The following is an 18983-nucleotide window of genomic DNA, read 5'->3' on the forward strand; positions in this document are numbered from 1 at the left end:
TTGTCTCACCACGTCCCTGACCAGCACAAACACAGAGTGCTCGATTCAATGACAGAAAGTGGACAGGACAATGTCAACAGCTGCGACGACGAAGGGAAACGATTCTCCGAAGCTGCGCGACGACACGACCCGCTTCCTCTGCGGAGCCGCTCACCGCGACGAGGAGTTCGCGGACTCCGCCATTCGCGAGTACCTCGTCGAGTCCACTCGGTCGATTCCGCGTTCGCCCGGGGTCAACGCGGGCGCGGTGTTGCGGGAGGCGGTGGCGGCACGGACGCGGCGCAAGGTGCGCGACAGCGTGGTGCTGGTGCTGGCGGTGGTGGTGCTGTTCGCCGCGAGCGGGATGCTGCTCGGCGGCTGGCTGCTGGTCGCCTCGGTCGTGGCGGTCGGGACGGGAGCACGGCTGGCGTTCCCGAGGCCGCAGCGGCGAAGACCGCCGCGCGTGCCGGTCGTGCTGGGCTCGATCGCCAGCGTGATCGCGCTCTTCTTCGTGCTGTACAAGCTCATGGAAGAGATCGACGCCGCCGACGTCTACTGCAGTCCCAGGTACAGGAACTGCGTGGAGGAGAGCAACGACGCCGGGCTCGTGATCTCGATCTTCGCGATCGTGCTGCTCTTCGCGGTGCTGCTGACGGATCGGGTCGTGACGTGGCTGCTGGTCACGAAGAGCTTCCGGCGCGCCGGGTTCCGCACCGGCAAGCCCGAGGAGGAGCTGTGGCGAAACGAGTGGACCTTCCGGTCTCTTGGGCACTCCAGCTACGCCGAAGCGCTCGCGCTGTACCCGACCGAGGAGGACGGCGAACCTGACCCCGAAGAGGCCCAGGTGATCGTCTACCACGGGTACCGGCCGTTCGTCGGCTCCGGCGTGATGTTCGAACCGTGGTCCATGGCGCTGCCCCTCAAACCCTCCGAGGACGCCGAGAGCGACGCTCCCCTGCCCGGCTTCACCCTCCCGGAACTCTACGAACGCATCACGAGCGAACTGGTCAAGACGGGCCGGTCGGCGTCGCTGTCACCGGGACACCGGTTGCGCGGCCTCAAGACCGGCGATCGCGTCGTGATCTCCTCGGTCGAGCTGGTCGACCACATCGACGACGACGAAGCGCGGATCGTGTTGCCGGACAAGGACCACTCCCCGGAGCACAGCGTCGGGAAGTCCGTTGTGGACGAGCTGATCGCCAGGCCGATGGAGTGGATGCGCCACTTCCGCTCGTTCCAGGTCGAGACGTGGGACCGCGACGTCGTCGTCTCCGCCTACCTCACGTTCGGACTCGACGACGAGATGCTCTACGTCGAGTGGACGCCGTGCATCCTGCACCCCATCCACGCGCACCACCGGCAGATCGACGTGCTGCCGGAGCAGTCGCTCAAGCCCTTCACCGAGGCGGTCGTCGACCTGCTGAAGTTCCCGGCGTCGCTGCCCGGGCGGTTCGCGACCGCGGTCGGCTGGATGAACCCGATCCACCAGGCGGAGGGCACGTTCGTCGCGGAACGCTACGGCGCCACCAACAGCCTGCGCGAGCTCGCGAGCAGGAGCCAGGTCGACAACTACTTCCAGCTCACCGACGTCGAGCGCTACGTCAAGGTCCTGGAATCGCGGCTGCTGCGCACGCTCGGCGAGTTCCTGGAGAGCAAGGGGATCTCCGTCACCGAGTTCATGGAGCAGGCCATGCAGGTGACGAGCAACAACGTCCACATCACCGGGCCGGTGATCTCCAGCAACATCGGCACGACCGGCAAGGCCCGCACCGGCAGCGTGAACGTCAGCAAGGGAACCACATGAACGAACGGAACTTCGAGATCCGGGGCCCGGTGATCGGGAGCAACGTCGGCACCAGCGGGCGCGCCAGGACCGGCGACGTCCACATCGGACACATCAAGGACGTGAGCGCCGTGCTGCGGCTGCTCGACGAGCTGCGCGAGGACCTGAACGAGGCCCAGGCACCGACGTCCACCATCGAGGCCGTGGACGACCTGCGCGCCGAAGCCCGCAAACCCAAGCCCAGCAGGGAGGTCACCGAACACCTGATGGACAAGCTGGCCGACCGCGGTCTCGGCGAACAGGTGCGGGACCTGTCGAAGGCCTTCGACGCCCTGTTCTGACCCCTACGAAACCCTGCGGGCGGTCGCGAACCGGGGCCGCCCCGCCAGGTCGAGGTGGTCGGCCACGTCCGTGAGCGACCGGCGCGCGCTCAGCAGCGCCGGCACGGACTCCCCCTGCGTGTCGTCGTGCTCGATGCCGACGAACCCGCCCGGCTTGAGCCAGCGCGCCGCCGCCCACACGACGTGCCTGATCACGTCCAGGCCGTCCGCTCCGGAGAACACCGCGTGGTGCGGGTCGTGCTCGCCCACCTCGGGCTGCACGGGCGTCCCCTCGGGCACGTAGGGCGGGTTGCAGACGACGAGGTCGACCAGACCGTCCAGATCGGACAGCAGCGACGGGTCGGTGGCGTCACCGGAGTGCAGCCGGATCGGCCGGTCCCCCGCGGCCACCCGCGCGTCGGCGTTGCGCCGCGTCCACGCAAGCGCTTGCGGGTCGATCTCCACCGCGTGCACCACGGCGTCCGGGCGGGCGGCGGCGATGGACAACGCGAGCGCGCCGGTGCCGGTGCAGAGGTCCACGACGACCGGCGAGGTGACGCCGACCAGGGCTTTCAGGCCCCACTCCATCAGCAGTTCGGTCTCCGGCCGGGGCACGAAGACCCCTGGCCCGACCTCGACGGAGATCATCCCCATCGGCGCCCAGCCGAGGATGTGCTGCAACGGGATGCGCGAGGCGCGCACCCGCACGAGCTTGTGCAGCTGGTCGATCACCGTCGGATCGACCAGCGGGATGAGCGGCAACCGCCCGCGCTCGACGCCGAGCACGTGCGCGGCCAGGTACTCCGCGTCGACGCGCGGACTGTCCACGCCCGCCTCGGCGAGGATCTTGGCCGCCTCGGAGATCGCGAGGCGGAGCGGCTGCCGGTTCATCATCGTGGGAAAAGCTATCTCAGAAGTTGATCATGTGCCCGACCAGGCCGTGCACAGCTTCCTTGACGGCCTCGGACAGCGTCGGGTGCGCGTGGACGTTGCGCGCGACCTCGTGGACGGTGAGGTCCCACTGCTGCGCCAGCGTGAGCTCGGGCAGCAGTTCGGTCGCCTCGGGGCCGATGATGTGGCCGCCGAGCAGCTCGCCGTGCGTCTTGTCGCTGATCAGCTTCACGAAGCCGCCCGGGTCGGCGAGGCCGTGCGCCTTGCCGTTCGCGGTGAACGGGAACTTCGCGACCTGGACGTCGTAGCCCTTCTCGCGCGCCTGCTTCTCGGTGTAGCCGAAGGAGGCGATCTGCGGCTGGCAGAACGTCGCGCGCGGGATCATCACGTAGTCGAGCTCCATCGTCTCGGCACCCGCGATGGTCTCCGAGGCGATGACGCCCATCGACTCGGCGGTGTGCGCGAGCATCAGCTTCGCGGTGACGTCACCGATCGCGAAGATGTGCGGCACGGACGTGCGGCCGCGGCCGTCGATGTCGATGGCGCCCCGGTCGGTCAGCTTCACGCCGGTGTTCTCCAGGCCGTAGCCCTCGACGCGCGGCACGAAACCGATGGCCTGCATGACCTTGTCGGCTTCCAGGACCTCTTCCGCGCCGTTCTTCGAGACCGTGACGCGGACCTTCGGGCCGGACTCGTCGATCGACTCGACGCGCGTGCCGACGCGGACGTCCACGCCCAGCTTCTTGTAGCGCTTGAGCAGCTCGGCGGAGACCTCTTCGTCCTCCAGCGGCACCATGCGGTCGAGGAACTCGACGATGGTGACCTTCACGCCGTAGTTGTGCATGACGTACGCGAACTCGACGCCGATGGCGCCCGCGCCGGCGATGATGATCGACTCGGGCAGGTCCTCGGTCATGATCTGCTCTTCGTAGGTCACGACGCGATCGGACTTCTGCGTGTTCGGCAGCATCCGGGTCGTGGCGCCCACGGCGATGATCGCGTGGCCGAAGGTGATCGTCTCGTCCCCGACGGTCAGCGTGTGGTCGTCGGTGAAGTTGGCCCACCCGTTGTACTCGGTGATGCCGTTCTTCTTCATCAGGAAGTGCACGCCCTTGACGCGCCCGTCCGCGACCTTGCGGCTGCGCTGCCAGGCAGCGCCGTAGTCGAAGCTGACGGTGCCGTCGACCTTGATGCCGAACGTCTTCTGCTCGTGCGTGAAGATGTGCGCCAGCTCGGCGTTGCGCAGCAGCGCCTTCGAGGGGATGCAGCCGACGTTCAGGCAAACGCCGCCCCAGTACTTCTCCTCGACGATGGCGGTCTTCAGCCCGAGCTGAGCCGCACGGATCGCGGCGACGTACCCGCCGGGACCCGCACCCACGACGACGACATCAAAGTGTGCGCTCATAAGCACACAACCTAGCTCCCGAGCTGCTCCCGCAAGAACTCAACCGTCCGTTTCCAGGCGTTCTGCCGGGCGTGCGCGGTGGCGCGGGGAGAACCACCACCCGAGAAGGTGACACCGGGCCCCGGATAGGTCACCTCGGTGGCCGGGCGGTGCGGCGGGCCCGCGATCAGGTGTCCTGCCTCGGGATACACCACGTGCTCGTGCGCGAACGGGTGCTCGTGGTCCTTCAGCCGCCGCATCGCGACGTCGCTCAGCTCGGTGCTGGGCCAGCCGTCGTCGTGCCCGGACGAGATGAGCAACACACCCCCCTCGATGCGTTCGACCGCGATCTCGGTGTCCTCGGGGATGCCGTCCTCGGTGCTGAAGGCGAGCTTCAACGGCACCGGTTCGTCGTTGACGATCTTGGCGCGGAGCTCGTCGCCGACGTCGTAGGGCAGATACGGCAGCGGCTGGCCCCTGTGGGTCCAGGAGGCCGCCTCGTACTGGAGCTTCTGCAGCAGGTTGCGCCCCGGGCCGATGCCCTGGGTGACGACGCCGCTGCCGACGACGCTGACCACTGCCTTGACCTGGGGGAACGTGGCTCCGACGAGCAGCGCCAGTTCGCCGCCCCGCGAACCGCCGAGCACGCCGATGGCGCCCGCTCGTTCCTCCAGGTGTGCGATGGCCTTGCCGAAGTACTCAAGCGGGACGTCGACGAGGTGCTCGGGCAGGCCCTTGAGGCCGAAGTAGCCGAGGGCGAACGTGACGAAGCCGTGCGCGGCCAGGAGAGCGGCGTCGGTCTCGTGCAGGCCGCCTTCGGACCCGCTGAGCACAATGACGCCGGGGAGTTCGCCTCCGTCGTCCTCAGGGGCGAACAGGGTGCCCACGAGGCCGTCCTCGCGGACCTCCTGGCGTTCGACGCCCTCGGGGACCTTCAGCCGCTCCAGGACGCGGTCGCCGACGCCTTCGACGGAGAGGACCGTCGGGCCGGCCTTGCCGCCCGTTCGTTCGAGGGACCAGAAGAGGCCCATCGGGTCCACACCGCTGTAGCTGCCGTCTCGCGGTGCATGCCTTGTGAGGTCCACGACACCACGGTCGTCCGCCTCGAACACGGCGTGAGAAGCGCGCTCGCCCGTGGAGAGCTGCACGGTGATCTCTTGGCCGGGTTTGAGGCCGGCGACGACCACTTCGACCTCTTGGTCGAGGGGCGCTGACTGCGGATTCACCAGGATCTCGGCCACAACGCGCCCCTTCTCACGTCGGATTACCCGCCTGCGAGCCGTTCCGCCCTGTCTGCGGCGGCGAGTGCGTCCACCACCGCGTCCAGGTCTCCGTCGAGGACCTGGTCCAGGTTATGCGCTTTGTACCCAACCCGGTGGTCGGAGATGCGTGATTCGGGGAAGTTGTAGGTCCTCACCCGTTCACTGCGGTCGACGGTGCGGATCTGGGTGCGCCGGGCGTCCGACTGCTCCTGCGCCTTCTGCTCCTCGGCGAGGGCGACCAGGCGGGACTGGAGCACCTGCATGGCGCGGGCCTTGTTCTGGAGCTGGCTGCGCTCGTTCTGGCAGGACGTGACGATGCCGGTCGGCAGGTGCGTGATGCGGACCGCGGAGTCCGTGGTGTTGACCGACTGGCCGCCCTTGCCGCTCGACCGGTAGACGTCGATGCGGAGGTCCTTCTCGTCGATCTCGATCGCGGTGGTCTCCTCGGTCTCCGGGAAGACGAGGACGCCGGCCGCGGACGTGTGGATGCGGCCCTGGCTCTCGGTGACGGGCACGCGCTGCACCCGGTGCACGCCGCCCTCCCACTTGAGCCGGCTCCACACCCCGTCGGGCGTGGCGGACTTGGTCTTGATGGCGACGGTGACGTCCTTGAAGCCGCCGAGGTCGGAGTCGGTGCCGTCGAGCATCTCGACCTTCCAGCCCTGCCGCTCCGCGTACCGCGTGTACATGCGCAGCAGGTCCCCGGCGAACAGCGCGGACTCCTCGCCGCCCTCGCCGGACTTGATCTCCAGCAGCACGTCGTCGCCGTCGTGCGGGTCGCGCGGCAGCAGCAGCTCGGTGAGGCGCTCCTCCAGCTTGGGGAGCTGCTCCTCGATGTCGTCGACCTCGCTCTGGAACGACCGGTCCTCGGCCGCGAGCTCCTTGGCCGCCTCGAGGTCGTTGCGGGCCTGCTCGATCTCGCGTGCCGTCTTCACGATCGGGCCGAGCTCGGCGTAGCGCTTGCCGAGCTTGCGCGCACCCGCCTGGTCAGCGTGCACGGAGGGGTCCGCGAGCTTCTTCTCCAGCTCGTCGTACTCGGCGAGCAAGCTGTCCAGCGACTGCGACACTTCTCCTGCTTTCGTTCGGGGCCTTCGTTCGGGGTTTGCCCTGGAAACGGCGACGGCGCCCGCCCCCGGCCGTGAGGCCGGAGGTCAGGCGCCGTGAAAGCAGCTACTTGTTGCGCTTGCCGTAACGCGCCTCGAAGCGCGCCACGCGACCGCCGGTGTCCAGGATGCGCTGCTTGCCCGTGTAGAACGGGTGGCAGTTCGAGCACATCTCGACGCGGACCTCAGACGCCGAAGTGGTGCTGCGCGTCGTGAAGCTGTTGCCGCAGCTGCACGTCACTTCGGTGGCGGTGTACTCGGGGTGGATTCCACTCTTCAAGATCTTGTCCCTTTCAAGGATGGCCGCCGGGTCCCTGTTGGTGAACGGGTGAACCGGAGCCGGACTCGACCGTTTAGTTTGCCAGACCGTTCAACACGTGCAAAAACGCGGTTGTTCCCGAGGCGGGGGTGTGGGCTGGGTCATGCCCGGCTGCGGGGTGTCCGGGAGCCGGCGGCAGGGGTTCGGGGAGCCGGTCGAAGGCTGGCAACCGGGGTTCGGGAGCCGGTCAGAGTCCGCACGGCGGCGGCTTGAGGCTGGTCACAGGGTCGGGCGGGGCTGATCTCGAGGTGCTTCGGGACTGGTGGGGCACGTGAGGCTGCGGGCCACTGTGCGTGGTTCAAGTCACAACCGCTCGACGTTCCTGGTACGCCGTTCGGCGCAAGGTGTTGCCGTTCGACTGGATACGGCTCTGTGTTGTTGGTGGGCGTGCATCAGACTGTGCGGCGTGTTCTGCACCGCTGAGCGGCCAATGGGTCAGCGCTTGTGGCTGGCGTTGCCGTTCCTGTTCTCCGCTGCCGTGTTCGGCCTGATGGGGTCGGCAGGGCTGCTCACCGCGTCCTGGAGCACGGTGCCGTTGTCTCCCGCGGTGACCGGGGCCGGGGTGGCGGTGGGGGCCGCTGTGTCCGGCGGGGTCCGGTGGCGGCGCGGGTGGCAGCGGGTGTGGCTGCGGTGGCCCTACCTGGTCGGGGTTCTCGGGGTGGGGGTCCTGGTCGGGGCGGTGGAGGTTCCCGCTTTGGCCGCGGCTGTGGTGGGGGTGCCGGTTTTGGTGGGGCTCGTGTTCCAGTGCCTGGTGCAGAGCGACGAGAGTCGGCAGGCTGCGGACTGCCGTTGAGGCCAGCTGGGCGCGTTTCAGGGGTTGGTTGCGTTCCAGCGGGGTTGGTCACGTACCTGGGGCTGGGTCACCTTGCGAGGGTGGGCGCGCAGGTCGGGACGAACAGGTTGGCACCCCGCCCCTCGATGTGAAGCCCCAATCGCCAAGGCAGGCGGAACCGGCCAGGTGATGAGGTATCAGCCCGTTCGGGCTCGCTCCGCTTCGCCACGCCAGGACCCGTAGGTGGCTGGCTCACGTCTTCGACTGTCAGGTTGGCACCGCGCGCCGGGCCAAGACGGCGGTCGGCATTCGAGTGACGGGCATGAAAAAGCCCCCGCTGACCTGCAGCGGGGGCAATTTCACGTGAAACTTACGCGCGGTGTCAGTCCTGCTCGGCACCTGGCGTGGTCTTGGCCACCTGCATCAGGAACTCGATGTTGGTGCGGGACTTGCGCAGGCGGTCCAGCAGGAGGTCGATGGCCTGCTGGCCGTCGAGGGCGTGGAGCACTCGGCGGAGCTTGTGCGTGACGGCCATCTCGTCCGGCGAGAGCAAGAGCTCTTCCTTGCGGGTGCCGGAGCTGTCCACGTCAACGGCCGGGAAGGTGCGCTTGTCGGCGATCTTGCGGTCGAGCTTGAGCTCGGCGTTGCCGGTGCCCTTGAACTCTTCGAAGATGACCGAGTCACCGGCGGAGCCGGTTTCGACCAGTGCCGTCGCGATGACCGTGAGGGAGCCGCCGCCTTCGATGTTGCGGGCGGCACCCAGGAAGCGCTTCGGCGGGTACAGCGCCGTCGAGTCGACACCACCGGACAGGATTCGGCCGGAGGCCGGGGCTGCCAGGTTGTACGCGCGGCCGAGGCGGGTGATCGAGTCGAGGAGCACGACGACGTCGTGACCCATTTCGACGAGGCGCTTGGCGCGCTCGATCGCCAGCTCGGAGATGGTCGTGTGGTCCGACGGCGGGCGGTCGAAGGTCGAGGCGATGACCTCGCCCTTCACCGAACGCTGCATGTCGGTGACCTCTTCCGGACGCTCGTCGACCAGGACGACCATCAGGTGGCACTCGGGGTTGTTCTTCGTGATCGCGTTCGCGATCGACTGGAGCACCGAGGTCTTGCCGGCCTTCGGCGGGGAGACGATCAGGGCGCGCTGGCCCTTGCCGATCGGCATCACCAGGTCGATGACACGGGTGGTGAGGATGTGCGGCTCGGTCTCGAGGCGCAGGCGCTCGTTCGGGTAGAGCGGCGTCAGCTTGGTGAAGTCGGGGCGGTTGCGCGCCTCTTCCGGGTCCAGGCCGTTGATCTTGTCGACGCGGACCAGCGGGTTGAACTTCTGCCGCTGCTGCTCGCCGTCCCGCGGCTGGCGGACGGCGCCGGTGATGGCGTCGCCGCGGCGCAGGCCGTACTTGCGGACCAGCGAGAGCGAGACGTAGACGTCGTTCGAGCCCGCGAGGTAGCCGGAGGTGCGGACGAACGCGTAGTTCTCCAGCACGTCCAGGATGCCCGCGACCGGGAGCAAGACGTCGTCGTCGCGCACCTCGGTCTCGCGGTCGCCACGGCCTCCGCCGTCCTGGCCCTCGCCACGGCCACCGCGCCTGCGACGGTCGCGGAACCGGCCGCGACGGCCGCCCTCGTCGTCGTCGCCGGGCTGGTTGCCGCCGCCCTGGCGGTCGTCACGGCGCTCGCCGCGGTCGCCACGGTCGCGGTTGCGGTCACGGCCGCCGCGCTCGTTGCGGTCGCCACGCTCGCCGCGGTCGGAACGCTCGGACCGTTCGCCACGGTCAGAGCGCTCGCCACGGTCGGAACGCTCGTTGCGGTCCTGGCGCTCGCCGCGGTCCGCACGCTCGGTGCGCTCACCACGGTCGGAACGCTCGGCGCGCGGCTCGGACTGCTGCTGGCCCTCGCCCTCGGCGCTGCCGCCACCACGGCCGGAACGGCGGCGACGGTTGCCCCGGCGCCCCCCGTCCTCGCCCTGGCGGGAGTCGTCACCAGCGGGAACCTCGGCGGCCGCGGCGGGCTTCTCCGCTACCTCGAGCTGCTGCTGAACAGGCTTCTCAACGACCTTCTCGGCCTTCGCGGGCTTCTCAGCGGCGGCAGGGGCCTCAGCCTTGGCGGCCGCCTTCTCGGCTTTCGCCGGCTTCTCGGCCTTCGCCGGAGCGCCGGAACCCTGCTTCTCCTTGATGGCCGCGATCAGGTCGCCCTTGCGCAGGCCGGCGGTTCCGGTGATGCCCATTTGGCCGGCGAGCTCGCGCAACTCAGCGAGCACCATGCCGGACAGACCCGCGCGGCGGCGCGGCGTCGTGCCGTTCGATGGGGTGGACAGAGCGTTCTCCTCGGCTCCAGAACCAGCGGCAGCTGCGACTTCGCTGCTCAGCAAATCGGTGTTGGTCACACAAGTCCTTCCTGACCAGGCCCCGCCTCCTACGCGGCCCAGCGGACCCGCCTTCCCACTTCAGCGGGGAACGGCGGTCAAGTCCGATGAAGACGGAAGCACGACGGCTACCGGCAAGCACGGGACTTTTCTCAGATCACGGCGATCGGGTGCCTCTTGCGTCCGCCCCGCCCGCACGGCACAGAGCCGGAACACAAAAGGATTGCGACCCGGAGCGAGTGTCCGGGCGCGACACCGGCGCCCGTGCGCGCAGTGACTGATCGCCCCCGAGGGTAGACGCCGCTCCCCCGGCATGCAACAACCGGGGTCGGGCGTGTCAGTCCAATGGACGAACGCGCACGCCGGAGGCGTCGACGTCGAGTCTGCGCACGTCGAAGCCGTGCACGTCGACTTCGGCCGGAAGATCACCGAAGGCGATCACGGTGGGTCCCGCTCCGCTCACGCAGGCGGGAACTCCCAGCTTGCGAAGATCGTTGATCACCCGAACGGTGTCGGGCCAAGCGGGTTCCCGGTAGTTCTGGTGGAGTCGATCCTCAGTAGCGGCAAGGAGAACCGACGGATCGGACGTGAGCGCGTGCACTGCGAGGGCGGCCCGCCCCGCGGCGTGCGCGGCGTCGGCGTGCGGCACCTCGGCCGGGAGCAGGCCGCGGGTCGTCTTCGTGGACGACTCGGTGGAGGGGATCAGCACGACCGGGCGCACGCGTGCGTCCGCGTCCATCCGCACCGCGCGGTACCGCTCACCTTCAGACCACGCAACGACAACGCCGCCGTACAGGGACGCCGCCGCGTTGTCCGCGTGGCCCTCGAACTCGGCGGCGATTTGCAACGCGTCCGTGTCCAACTCGCGACCCGACAGGGTGAATCCGGCTACGACACCCGCCACGATCGCGGCGGCCGACGAGCCCAGCCCGCGGGCGTGCGGAATCGTGTTCCGGCACCTCAGCGCGAGGCCGCCGGTGTAGCCGGTGGCGCGGACGGCCCGCACGACGAGATGGGTCTCGTCGAGCGGGACGTCACCCGAACCGGCACCGTCGACGGTGATCGAGAGGTGGCCGTCCGGAGCGGAGGCCACCTCCACGTCGTCGTACATGCCGAGCGCCATGCCCAGCGCGTCGAACCCCGAACCGAGGTTCGCGGTCGACGCGGGGACGGAGACGAGGAACTTCACGCCAGCTCCAGGGCGTGCGCGACGGCGCCCGGGTCGACCGGGACCGGCTCGACCTCGGTGGTGCCGAGCAACGCCGTGTCGGGGTCCTTCAGGCCGTGACCCGTGACGGTGCACACAACGGTCGAACCCTTCGGCAGCCTGCCGTCCTCGGCGGTCCTGAGCAGACCGGCGATGGACGCGGCCGACGCCGGCTCGACGAAGATGCCCTCGGACGACGCCAGCAGGCGGTACGCGCTGAGGATCTGCTCGTCGGTGACGGCGTCGATCAGGCCGCCGGAGGAGTCGCGGGCCTTGATCGCACCCGTCCACGACGCCGGCGACCCGATCCGGATCGCGGTGGCGATGGTCTCCGGGTTGGGCACCGGCGCACCGCTGACCAGCGGCGCGGCCCCGGCGGCCTGGAACCCGAACATCTTCGGCAGGCCCTGGTCGTACGACGTGTAGCCCTTCCAGTACGCGGTGATGTTGCCCGCGTTGCCGACCGGCAGGCAGTGCACGTCCGGCGCCTGGCCGAGCACGTCGCAGACCTCCCAGGCGGCGGTCTGCTGGCCGACGAGGCGCACCGGGTTGACCGAGTTCACCAGCGTGACCGGGTACTCGGCGGCGGTCTTCGAGGCGAGTTCGAGGCAGTCGTCGAAGTTGCCGTCGATCTGCAGGATCTTCGCGCCGTGCATGACGGCCTGCGCGAGCTTGCCCATCGCGATCTTGCCGCTGGGCACCAGCACGGCCGCCGTCAGACCCGCCTTGGCCGCGTAGGCCGCGGCGGACGCCGACGTGTTGCCGGTGGAGGCGCAGATGACCGCCTTGAGGCCGGACGCCAGCGCGTAGGTCATGGCCACGGTCATGCCGCGGTCCTTGAACGACCCGGTGGGGTTCGCGCCCTCGACCTTCACCCACACGTCCGAACCGGTGAGCGAGGAGAGGCGCTTCGCGTGCACCAGCGGCGTGCCGCCCTCGTGCAGCGTGACGACCTCGGCGCCCTCGGGGATCTCGATGCGGTCCCGGTAGGCGTTGATGAGCCCGGGCCAGCCTGCTCTGGACGCACTCATTCTTCGCCCTCCACCCTCATGACGCTGACGACGTCCCGCACCACGGGGAGGCCACCGATTTTGTCCACAGTGGACCGCAGCGCGGCGTCGGTCGCCGCGTGCGTGACGATCACCAGGCTGGCGTCCTCGACCCGGCCTTCCTGGCGCACCGCGGCGATGCTCACGTCGTGCTCCGCGAACACGGCGGCCACCTGCGAGAGGACACCGGCCTTGTCCGCGACGTCGAGGCTGATGTGGTAGCGGGTGGGCGTGTTCCCCATGGGCTGCACGGGAAGCGCCGCGTAGGCCGACTCGCGCGGACCGTGCCCGCTCGCGACCATGTTGCGCGCCACGGCGACCAGGTCGCCGACGACCGCGCTCGCCGTCGGGGCGCCACCGGCGCCCTGCCCGTAGAACATCATCTCCCCCGCCGCGTCGGCCTCGACGAACACCGCGTTGAACGCGCCGTTGACCGAGGCCAGCGGGTGCGTCCTGGGGATCATGGCCGGGTGCACTCGAACGGCGACTGATTCCTGGCCGGACGGGCTGACCACGCGCTCGCAGATGGCGAGCAGCTTCACCGTGCGGCCGAGGCCCTTGGCTGCGGCGATGTCCGCGGCCGACACCGCTCGGATGCCCTCGCGGTGCACGTCCGACGCCGTCACGCGGGTGTGGAACGCAAGGGACGCAAGGATCGCGGCCTTCGACGCGGCGTCGAACCCGTCGACGTCGGCGGTCGGGTCGGCCTCGGCGTACCCGAGGCGCGAGGCCTCCTCGAGCGTCTCGCCGTAGCCCGCGCCCGTGGCGTCCATCGCCGACAGGATGAAGTTCGTCGTGCCGTTCACGATGCCCATGACGCGCGTGATCCGGTCTCCCGCAAGGGATTCCCGCAACGGGCGCAGCAACGGGATCGCGCCGGCGACGGCGGCCTCGAAGTAGAGGTCCGCACCGGACGCGTCGGCCGCCTCGAACAGGTCGGGGCCGTGCTCGGCGAGCAGCGCCTTGTTCGCCGTGACGACGGACTTGCCGCTCCGCAGCGCCTCCAGCAGCAGGCCCCGCGTGGGGTCGATGCCGCCGATGACCTCGACGATGACGTCCACGTCGTCCGACTTCACGAGCGCCTCGGCGTCCGTGGTGAGCAGGTGCTCCGGCACTTCGCGGTGTTTGTTCGGCCTGCGCACGGCGATGCCCGCGAGCTCCACCGGCGCGCCGATGCGCTGGGTGAGGTCGTCGGCCTGGTCCGTCAGCAGCCGGACTACCTCCGTGCCCACCGTGCCACAGCCGAGCAAGGCGACCCGAATCGGTTTCACGGCTTTCATACCTCCAGACGGAACAGGTCGTCCTCGGTCTCGCGACGCAGCAGCAGCCGCGCCTCCCCATCGGTCACCGCGGCGAGCGCGGGCCGTGGAAGTCGGTTGTACCCGCTCGCCATCGAGTAGCAGTAGGCCCCTGTGGCGGCGATCGCAACCAAGTCTCCCGGAGCGAGGTCATCGGGCAGCCAGCAGTCGCGAACCACGATGTCACCGGACTCGCAGTGCTTGCCCACCACACGACACAGCACGGCCCTCGACTCGGGCTCGGACGCGCGTGAGACGAGCTTGCAGTCGTAGACCGCGTCGTAGAGCGCCGTGCGGATGTTGTCGCTCATGCCGCCGTCGACGCTGACGTACCGGCGGCGCGCGCCACCGTCGAGCTCGATGTCCTTGATGGTGCCGACCTCGTACACGGTGACCGTGCCGGGGCCGACGATCGCGCGGCCGGGCTCGACCGCGATGCGAGGCATCTCCAGGCCGTTGTGCTCGCACTCCTTCTGCACGATGTTGTGCAGCTGCCGGGCGAGCTCGGCGGGCGGGGGCGGGTCGTCGTCCGGGGTGTAGGCGATGCCGAGGCCGCCGCCGAGGTCGACGACGTTCAACGACGGCACCTCGCCGTGCTCGGAGCGGATGTCGGAGAGCAGGCCGATGACGCGGCGGGCGGCGACCTCGAAGCCGGACGCGTCGAAGATCTGCGAACCGATGTGGCTGTGCAGGCCGACGAGCTGGAGGCCGCTGGCCTTGAGCACGCGCCGCACGGCCTCGGCCGCGTCACCGGACGACAGCGAGAAGCCGAACTTCTGGTCCTCGTGCGCGGTCGCGATGAACTCGTGGGTGTGCGCCTCGACGCCGACCGTCACGCGGATCAGCACCGGCTGCACCACACCGCGTTCGCGGGCGATCTGGTCCAGGCGCGCGATCTCGTGGTAGCTGTCGAGCACGATCCCGCCGACGCCCGCCTCGACGGCCGCGATCAGTTCGGGAACGCTCTTGTTGTTGCCGTGCAACGCGATGCGCTCGGCCGGGAAGTCCGCCCGCAGCGCGATGGCGAGTTCGCCGCCGCTGCACACGTCGATGGAGAGGCCCTCTTCGGCCACCCACTTCGCGACCTGGACGCTCAGGAACGCCTTGGAGGCGTAGTGCACGAGCGTCGGGTCGCCGAACGCCTCGGCGTGCTCGCGGCACCGCGCGCGGAAGTCCTGCTCGTCCATGACGAACAACGGGGTGCCGTACTGCTCGGCCAGCGCGCGCACGTCCACGCCCGCGAGTTCCAGGACGCCCGCGTCGTTGCGCTTGGCGTTGCGGGGCCACACCGTCGGGTGCAGGAGGTCGAGCTGGTCGGTGGAGGAGGGACGGTCGCCGGCGGTGTTGCCGGGCGCCGTGACATCGGCGTGCCGAGGTCCGGCGGGGTGTGCTCGCATTACATTCGCTCCGGTGCGGTGACGCCGAGCAGGCCGAGGCCCGCTGAAAAAACATGCCTGGTGGCGGCGCAGAGGGTGAGCCTCGCCTGGTGCAGCGGGGTGGTCTCCTCGTCGCCCTGGGGGAGGACGCGGACGCCGTTCGTCCGGTCGTAGAAGCGGTGGAAGGTGCCGGCGAGTTCTTCGAGGTAGCGCGCCACCCGGTGGGGTTCGCGCAGGTCGGCCGCGGTGGCCACGACCCTGGGGAACTCGCCGATCGTGCGGATCAGGTCGCCTTCGCGCTCGTGCACCAGCAGGGAGAGGTCGTCCCCCTGCGTGACCCCGAGGTCGGCGGCGTTGCGCAGCACGCCGGAGATGCGGGCGTGCGCGTACTGGACGTAGTAGACCGGGTTCTCGTTGTTGTGCTTGCGCAGCAGGTCGAGGTCGATGTCGACGCTGGAGTCGACGCTCGACCGGATCATGGCGTAGCGGGCGGCGTCCACCCCGACCGCGTCGACCAGGTCCTCCATCGTGATGACCGTGCCGGCGCGTTTGCTCATCCGGACGGGCTGGCCGTCGCTGACGAGGTTCACGAGCTGGCCGATCAGCACCTCGACGCTGTCGGGGTCGTCGCCGAGGGCGGCCGCCGCTGCTTTGAGGCGCGCGATGTAGCCGTGGTGGTCCGCGCCGAGCATGTAGATGCAGAGGTCGAAGCCACGGCCGCGCTTGTCGACCAGGTACGCGATGTCGCCCGCGATGTACGCCGGGTTGCCGTCGCTCTTGATGACGACGCGGTCCTTGTCGTCACCGAAGTCCGTGGACCGCAGCCACCACGCGCCGTCCTTCTCGTACAGCGAGCCGTTGGCCTTGAGCTTCGCGACGGCCTCGTCCACGCGGCCGCTGCGGTGCAGCGAGTCCTCGTGGAAGTAGACGTCGAAGTCGGTGCCGAACTCGTGCAGGCTGCGCTTGATCTCCTCGAACATCAGCCCGACACCGACCCTGCGCACCGTCTCGGGGTCGCCGAGCGCACCCGGTTCGCGGCGCAGGACCTCGGCGGCGATGTCGCTCACGTACGTGCCCGCGTAGCCGTCCTCGGGGGCCGGCTCGCCCTTCGCGGCGGCGATCAGCGACCGGACGAACCGGTCGATCTGCGCGCCGGCGTCGTTGAAGTAGTACTCGCGGGTGACGTCGGCGCCGCGGGCCTGCAGCACCTTGCCCAGCGCGTCGCCCACGGCCGCCCAGCGCGCGCCACCGAGGTGGATCGGGCCGGTCGGGTTCGCGGAGACGAACTCCAGGTTGATGCGCTTGCCGACCAGTTCGGAGCCGGTGCCGTAGAAGTCCTCGAGCGCCGCGCGAACGATCGCTCCCTGCGCCTCGGTGGCGATCGTGAGGTTCAGGAAGCCGGGACCGGCCACGTCGGCCTTCGCGATGGCGGGATGGGCGAGCAGGGCCTCCGCGAGCCACGTCGCCAGGTCGCGCGGCGGCACACCGGCCTTCTTGGCGAGCTGCAACGCGACGTTCGTGGCGTAGTCCCCGTGCTCGGGGTTCCTGGGTCGCTCGACCGTCACCTGCTCGGGTGGAGAGGTGGTGTCCAGGCCTCGGTCGGCCAGCAACTGGGCAACCGTGGTCCGGACCAGATCGGCGAGCACTTCAGGGGTCACGCCAGAAGAGTTTAGAGAAGCGTTGTCGCAGGTCTCGACCGGGTTACCGGGTCTCGGAGGGTGAGACGGCAAGTGTTAACGCGCACGTGGTAATGCCCTGCGCTGACAGTGATCAGACACGATGTCCCTACACTGGCGCCGGTTGACCAGGACGACATCTGAGGCGGACATGACCAGCGGCAAGAAGACGAAGGCCACACGCAACAGCGTGGCCGCAGCCCGTTCCTCGGTGGTGGCGAGCAAGCCGAAGCCGTGGGGCACGATCATCGCGGTTGTGGCGGTGCTGGCCCTCGCGGGCGGTGTTTTCGGATATGCGTACATGCAGATCCACGAGAACAACGTCAAGGAGGCCGCCCTGGCCAAGTGGAAGCCCTCCGACACGAACAAGGACCCGTCGCTGCAGCTCGCGGGCATCGTGTCCAAGGAGTACAAGGGCTCCCGCCACGTCGAGCCGACCCAGCGCGTCGCGTACGACCAGACCCCGGCGTTCGGCGGCCCGCACGACGCCACCTGGGCTGACTGCACCGGCGTCGTCTACGACAAGGCCATCCGCACGGAGAACGCGGTCCACGGCCTCGAGCACGGCGCCGTGTGGATCACGTACAACCCCGACCAGGTCAAGGACGACGCGCTCACCAAGCTCAAGGTCAAGGTCGAGGGCATCCCGTACATGATGCTGTCGCCGTTCCCCGGCCTCGACAAGCCGATCTCCCTGCAGTCCTGGGGCCACCAGCTGAAGGTCGACAACGCCGACGACGAGCGCATCGACCAGTTCATCTCCTCGCTGCTGCGCAACGCGAACACCTACCCCGAGGTCGGCGCGTCCTGCGAGAACCCGCAGTTCCTCGCCAACCCGGCCCCGTTCGTGGCCGAGAAGCCGGGCGCCGACGCCGTGCCGATGGACGGCGGCAAGGACGACTCCGTCACTGAGGGCCAGCCTCAGACCCCGCCCGCGTCGGGCTCCGCCTCGACGCCGCCGTCGAGCTGATGACCGCTCCCACCGACGAGATCGCCGAGGACGAGGTCTCCAGCGCACCTTCGGGTGTCGCCAGGGCCCTCGTCATCGGCGCGGCGGTCCTGGCCGTGCTCCTCCTGGGCGCGGCCGTGGGCCTGCTCGTCAAGCTCCCCGGCTCCTCCACCTCCTCCGCGGCACCGGCCTCCGGTTCCGTGGACGTGGGCTTCTGCCAGGACATGTCCATGCACCACCTGCAGGGCATCCAGATGGCGAACATCGCCCGCGACCGCTCCACCGATCCGGAGATCCGCCAGCTCGCCTTCGACATCTCCTCCACCCAGCTGGAACAGGTGGGCAGGATGAAGGGCTGGCTGATGATGTGGAACGAGCACGAGCAGAACATCAGCGGCGTCTACATGAAGTGGATGGACGCGGCCGGAATCCACGGCCACGGCGCCACCACCCCGGAGGCCGGCAAGCCGATCATGCCCGGCATGGCCACCACCGACGAGCTCACCAAGCTCCGCACCGTCCCCGCGGGCCGCGAGTTCGACGTGTACTGGCTCCAGCTGATGCTCCGCCACCACGTGGGCGGCTCCCCGATGGCCGAGTACGCCTCGACCGCGGCGGGTCAGCCGTTCGTGCGGACGCTGGCCGACAACATGCTGAAGTCGCAGGCTTCGGAGACCGAGCTGATGAAGGACTACCTGGCGAAGCGCGGAGCCGCCCCGCTGCCGTAGCCACTCGGTGTCACCGCTGGACCGCAAGGGCCGCTCCCGGGGTTGTGGGGGCGGCCTTTCGCGTTGCCGGGGACAGGGCAGGGCGAGAGACGGGATGGCAAGGGGGTGGGGCGGCGGAGCGCGAGGCCGACCGAGCGCGAGCATCGCGACGGCGCAGCCGAGCCATCCAACACCCGACGGCAATGCCGCAGGCGAGGCGTCCGCAGCTCTTGGCTCGAAGGACAACGCCCGCCCACGCGATGCCGGAGGCGAGGCGTCAGTCTTGACTGAACCGTCGAGCCGGTGTGGTGACGTACGCACCCAACGCGCCCACGTACGCGTGGGATTGGGGCTTGACTTTGGGTGCGAGGTGCTAGCACTTGTGGCTCGGCCGGGCGCTTTTCAGCCTGGCCTTTCCGGTCCGGCCAGCGCCTCGCAAGGGCCCCGAAGATGCTCCTATGGATTGTCAAGCTGTGCTGGGTATGGCGGCGAGGTCTGCGATGAGGCGGGGATAGATCTCGCGGGCGAGGTAGCGTTTGA

The 18983-nt window shown here is 69.3% G+C and carries 16 protein-coding genes; 5 read left to right on the plus strand and 11 right to left on the minus strand.

The window, feature by feature from the left end; translation table 11 throughout:
* Positions 1 to 70 precede the first annotated feature (70 nt).
* The gene (locus tag QSK25_RS40570) at positions 71 to 1783 is read left to right on the plus strand and encodes an AbeC-like domain-containing protein (RefSeq protein WP_285646531.1); all 1713 of its coding nucleotides are present in this window, start codon (positions 71 to 73) and stop codon (positions 1781 to 1783) included.
* A complete protein-coding gene (locus QSK25_RS40575) occupies positions 1780 to 2103 on the plus strand; it encodes a hypothetical protein (protein ID WP_285646532.1) in 324 nt (107 codons plus the stop codon). The genes QSK25_RS40570 and QSK25_RS40575 overlap by 4 nt, the downstream gene beginning before the upstream one ends.
* 3 nt (positions 2104 to 2106) lie before the next feature.
* Here QSK25_RS40575 and prmC read toward each other — a convergent pair whose 3' ends face one another.
* The 5 genes from prmC to rpmE form a co-directional block, all read right to left on the minus strand.
* Positions 2107 to 2973, minus strand: coding sequence for a peptide chain release factor N(5)-glutamine methyltransferase (prmC, locus tag QSK25_RS40580; protein WP_285646551.1), 867 nt, complete (start codon positions 2971 to 2973; stop codon positions 2107 to 2109).
* A gap of 19 nt (positions 2974 to 2992) precedes the next feature.
* Positions 2993 to 4378 (minus strand): dihydrolipoyl dehydrogenase, encoded by a 1386-nt coding sequence (gene lpdA, locus QSK25_RS40585; RefSeq protein WP_285646533.1) that lies wholly within the window; start codon positions 4376 to 4378, stop codon positions 2993 to 2995.
* An 11-nt stretch (positions 4379 to 4389) separates the two neighbouring features.
* Positions 4390 to 5598 (minus strand): acyl-CoA thioester hydrolase/BAAT C-terminal domain-containing protein, encoded by a 1209-nt coding sequence (locus QSK25_RS40590; RefSeq protein WP_285646536.1) that lies wholly within the window; start codon positions 5596 to 5598, stop codon positions 4390 to 4392.
* A gap of 23 nt (positions 5599 to 5621) precedes the next feature.
* A complete protein-coding gene (gene prfA / locus QSK25_RS40595) occupies positions 5622 to 6686 on the minus strand; it encodes a peptide chain release factor 1 (protein ID WP_285646537.1) in 1065 nt (354 codons plus the stop codon).
* A 103-nt stretch (positions 6687 to 6789) separates the two neighbouring features.
* Entirely contained in the window at positions 6790 to 7002 is a 213-nt protein-coding gene (rpmE, locus tag QSK25_RS40600) for a 50S ribosomal protein L31 (protein WP_090095185.1), read from the minus strand.
* Positions 7003 to 7471: 469 nt separating this feature from the next.
* Here rpmE and QSK25_RS40605 point away from each other — a divergent pair, with 469 nt between their 5' ends.
* Positions 7472 to 7834: a hypothetical protein gene (locus QSK25_RS40605; protein WP_285646538.1), complete on the plus strand. Its 363-nt coding sequence runs from the start codon at positions 7472 to 7474 to the stop codon at positions 7832 to 7834.
* A gap of 361 nt (positions 7835 to 8195) precedes the next feature.
* Here QSK25_RS40605 and rho read toward each other — a convergent pair whose 3' ends face one another.
* The 6 genes from rho to argS form a co-directional block, all read right to left on the minus strand.
* Positions 8196 to 10202, minus strand: coding sequence for a transcription termination factor Rho (gene rho / locus QSK25_RS40610; RefSeq protein WP_285646539.1), 2007 nt, complete (start codon positions 10200 to 10202; stop codon positions 8196 to 8198).
* Positions 10203 to 10518: 316 nt separating this feature from the next.
* On the minus strand, positions 10519 to 11370 hold the full coding sequence (gene thrB, locus QSK25_RS40615) for a homoserine kinase (protein WP_285646541.1): 852 nt from the start codon (positions 11368 to 11370) through the stop codon (positions 10519 to 10521).
* Entirely contained in the window at positions 11367 to 12419 is a 1053-nt protein-coding gene (thrC, locus tag QSK25_RS40620) for a threonine synthase (RefSeq protein ID WP_285646543.1), read from the minus strand. Before thrC ends, thrB begins: the two co-directional genes overlap by 4 nt.
* Positions 12416 to 13717, minus strand: a complete 1302-nt coding sequence (locus QSK25_RS40625; protein ID WP_285646544.1) for a homoserine dehydrogenase — start codon at positions 13715 to 13717, stop codon at positions 12416 to 12418. The genes thrC and QSK25_RS40625 overlap by 4 nt, the downstream gene beginning before the upstream one ends.
* On the minus strand, positions 13714 to 15132 hold the full coding sequence (lysA, locus tag QSK25_RS40630; protein WP_285646545.1) for a diaminopimelate decarboxylase: 1419 nt from the start codon (positions 15130 to 15132) through the stop codon (positions 13714 to 13716). The genes QSK25_RS40625 and lysA overlap by 4 nt, the downstream gene beginning before the upstream one ends.
* Complete coding sequence (gene argS / locus QSK25_RS40635) at positions 15132 to 16769, minus strand: arginine--tRNA ligase (protein ID WP_285646546.1); 1638 nt, start codon at positions 16767 to 16769, stop codon at positions 15132 to 15134. Before argS ends, lysA begins: the two co-directional genes overlap by 1 nt.
* Positions 16770 to 16938: 169 nt before the next feature.
* Between argS and QSK25_RS40640 the strand changes: the two genes are divergently transcribed.
* Positions 16939 to 17757 carry a thioredoxin-like domain-containing protein gene (locus QSK25_RS40640; RefSeq protein WP_285646554.1) on the plus strand — a complete coding sequence of 273 codons (819 nt, stop codon included), beginning with the start codon at positions 16939 to 16941 and terminating at the stop codon, positions 17755 to 17757.
* Positions 17757 to 18464: a DUF305 domain-containing protein gene (locus tag QSK25_RS40645; RefSeq protein WP_285646547.1), complete on the plus strand. Its 708-nt coding sequence runs from the start codon at positions 17757 to 17759 to the stop codon at positions 18462 to 18464. The genes QSK25_RS40640 and QSK25_RS40645 overlap by 1 nt, the downstream gene beginning before the upstream one ends.
* Positions 18465 to 18983: the final 519 nt, after the last annotated feature.

This window comes from Lentzea sp. NBRC 102530 (assembly GCF_030269365.1).
In the GTDB taxonomy this organism is placed as follows: Bacteria; Actinomycetota; Actinomycetes; order Mycobacteriales; family Pseudonocardiaceae; genus Lentzea.

Bases quoted from the DNA above. Each gene is read 5' to 3' on its own strand.
- QSK25_RS40570 (WP_285646531.1), top strand. From the start codon at position 71: ATGTCAACAGCTGCGACGACGAAGGGAAACGATTCTCCGAAGCTGCGC.
- QSK25_RS40575 (WP_285646532.1), top strand. From the start codon at position 1,780: ATGAACGAACGGAACTTCGAGATCCGGGGCCCGGTGATCGGGAGCAAC.
- prmC (WP_285646551.1), bottom strand. From the start codon at position 2,973: ATGAACCGGCAGCCGCTCCGCCTCGCGATCTCCGAGGCGGCCAAGATC.
- lpdA (WP_285646533.1), bottom strand. From the start codon at position 4,378: ATGAGCGCACACTTTGATGTCGTCGTCGTGGGTGCGGGTCCCGGCGGG.
- QSK25_RS40605 (WP_285646538.1), top strand. From the start codon at position 7,472: ATGGGTCAGCGCTTGTGGCTGGCGTTGCCGTTCCTGTTCTCCGCTGCC.
- thrC (WP_285646543.1), bottom strand. From the start codon at position 12,419: ATGAGTGCGTCCAGAGCAGGCTGGCCCGGGCTCATCAACGCCTACCGG.
- QSK25_RS40625 (WP_285646544.1), bottom strand. From the start codon at position 13,717: ATGAAAGCCGTGAAACCGATTCGGGTCGCCTTGCTCGGCTGTGGCACG.
- lysA (WP_285646545.1), bottom strand. From the start codon at position 15,132: ATGCGAGCACACCCCGCCGGACCTCGGCACGCCGATGTCACGGCGCCC.
- QSK25_RS40640 (WP_285646554.1), top strand. From the start codon at position 16,939: ATGACCAGCGGCAAGAAGACGAAGGCCACACGCAACAGCGTGGCCGCA.
- QSK25_RS40645 (WP_285646547.1), top strand. From the start codon at position 17,757: ATGACCGCTCCCACCGACGAGATCGCCGAGGACGAGGTCTCCAGCGCA.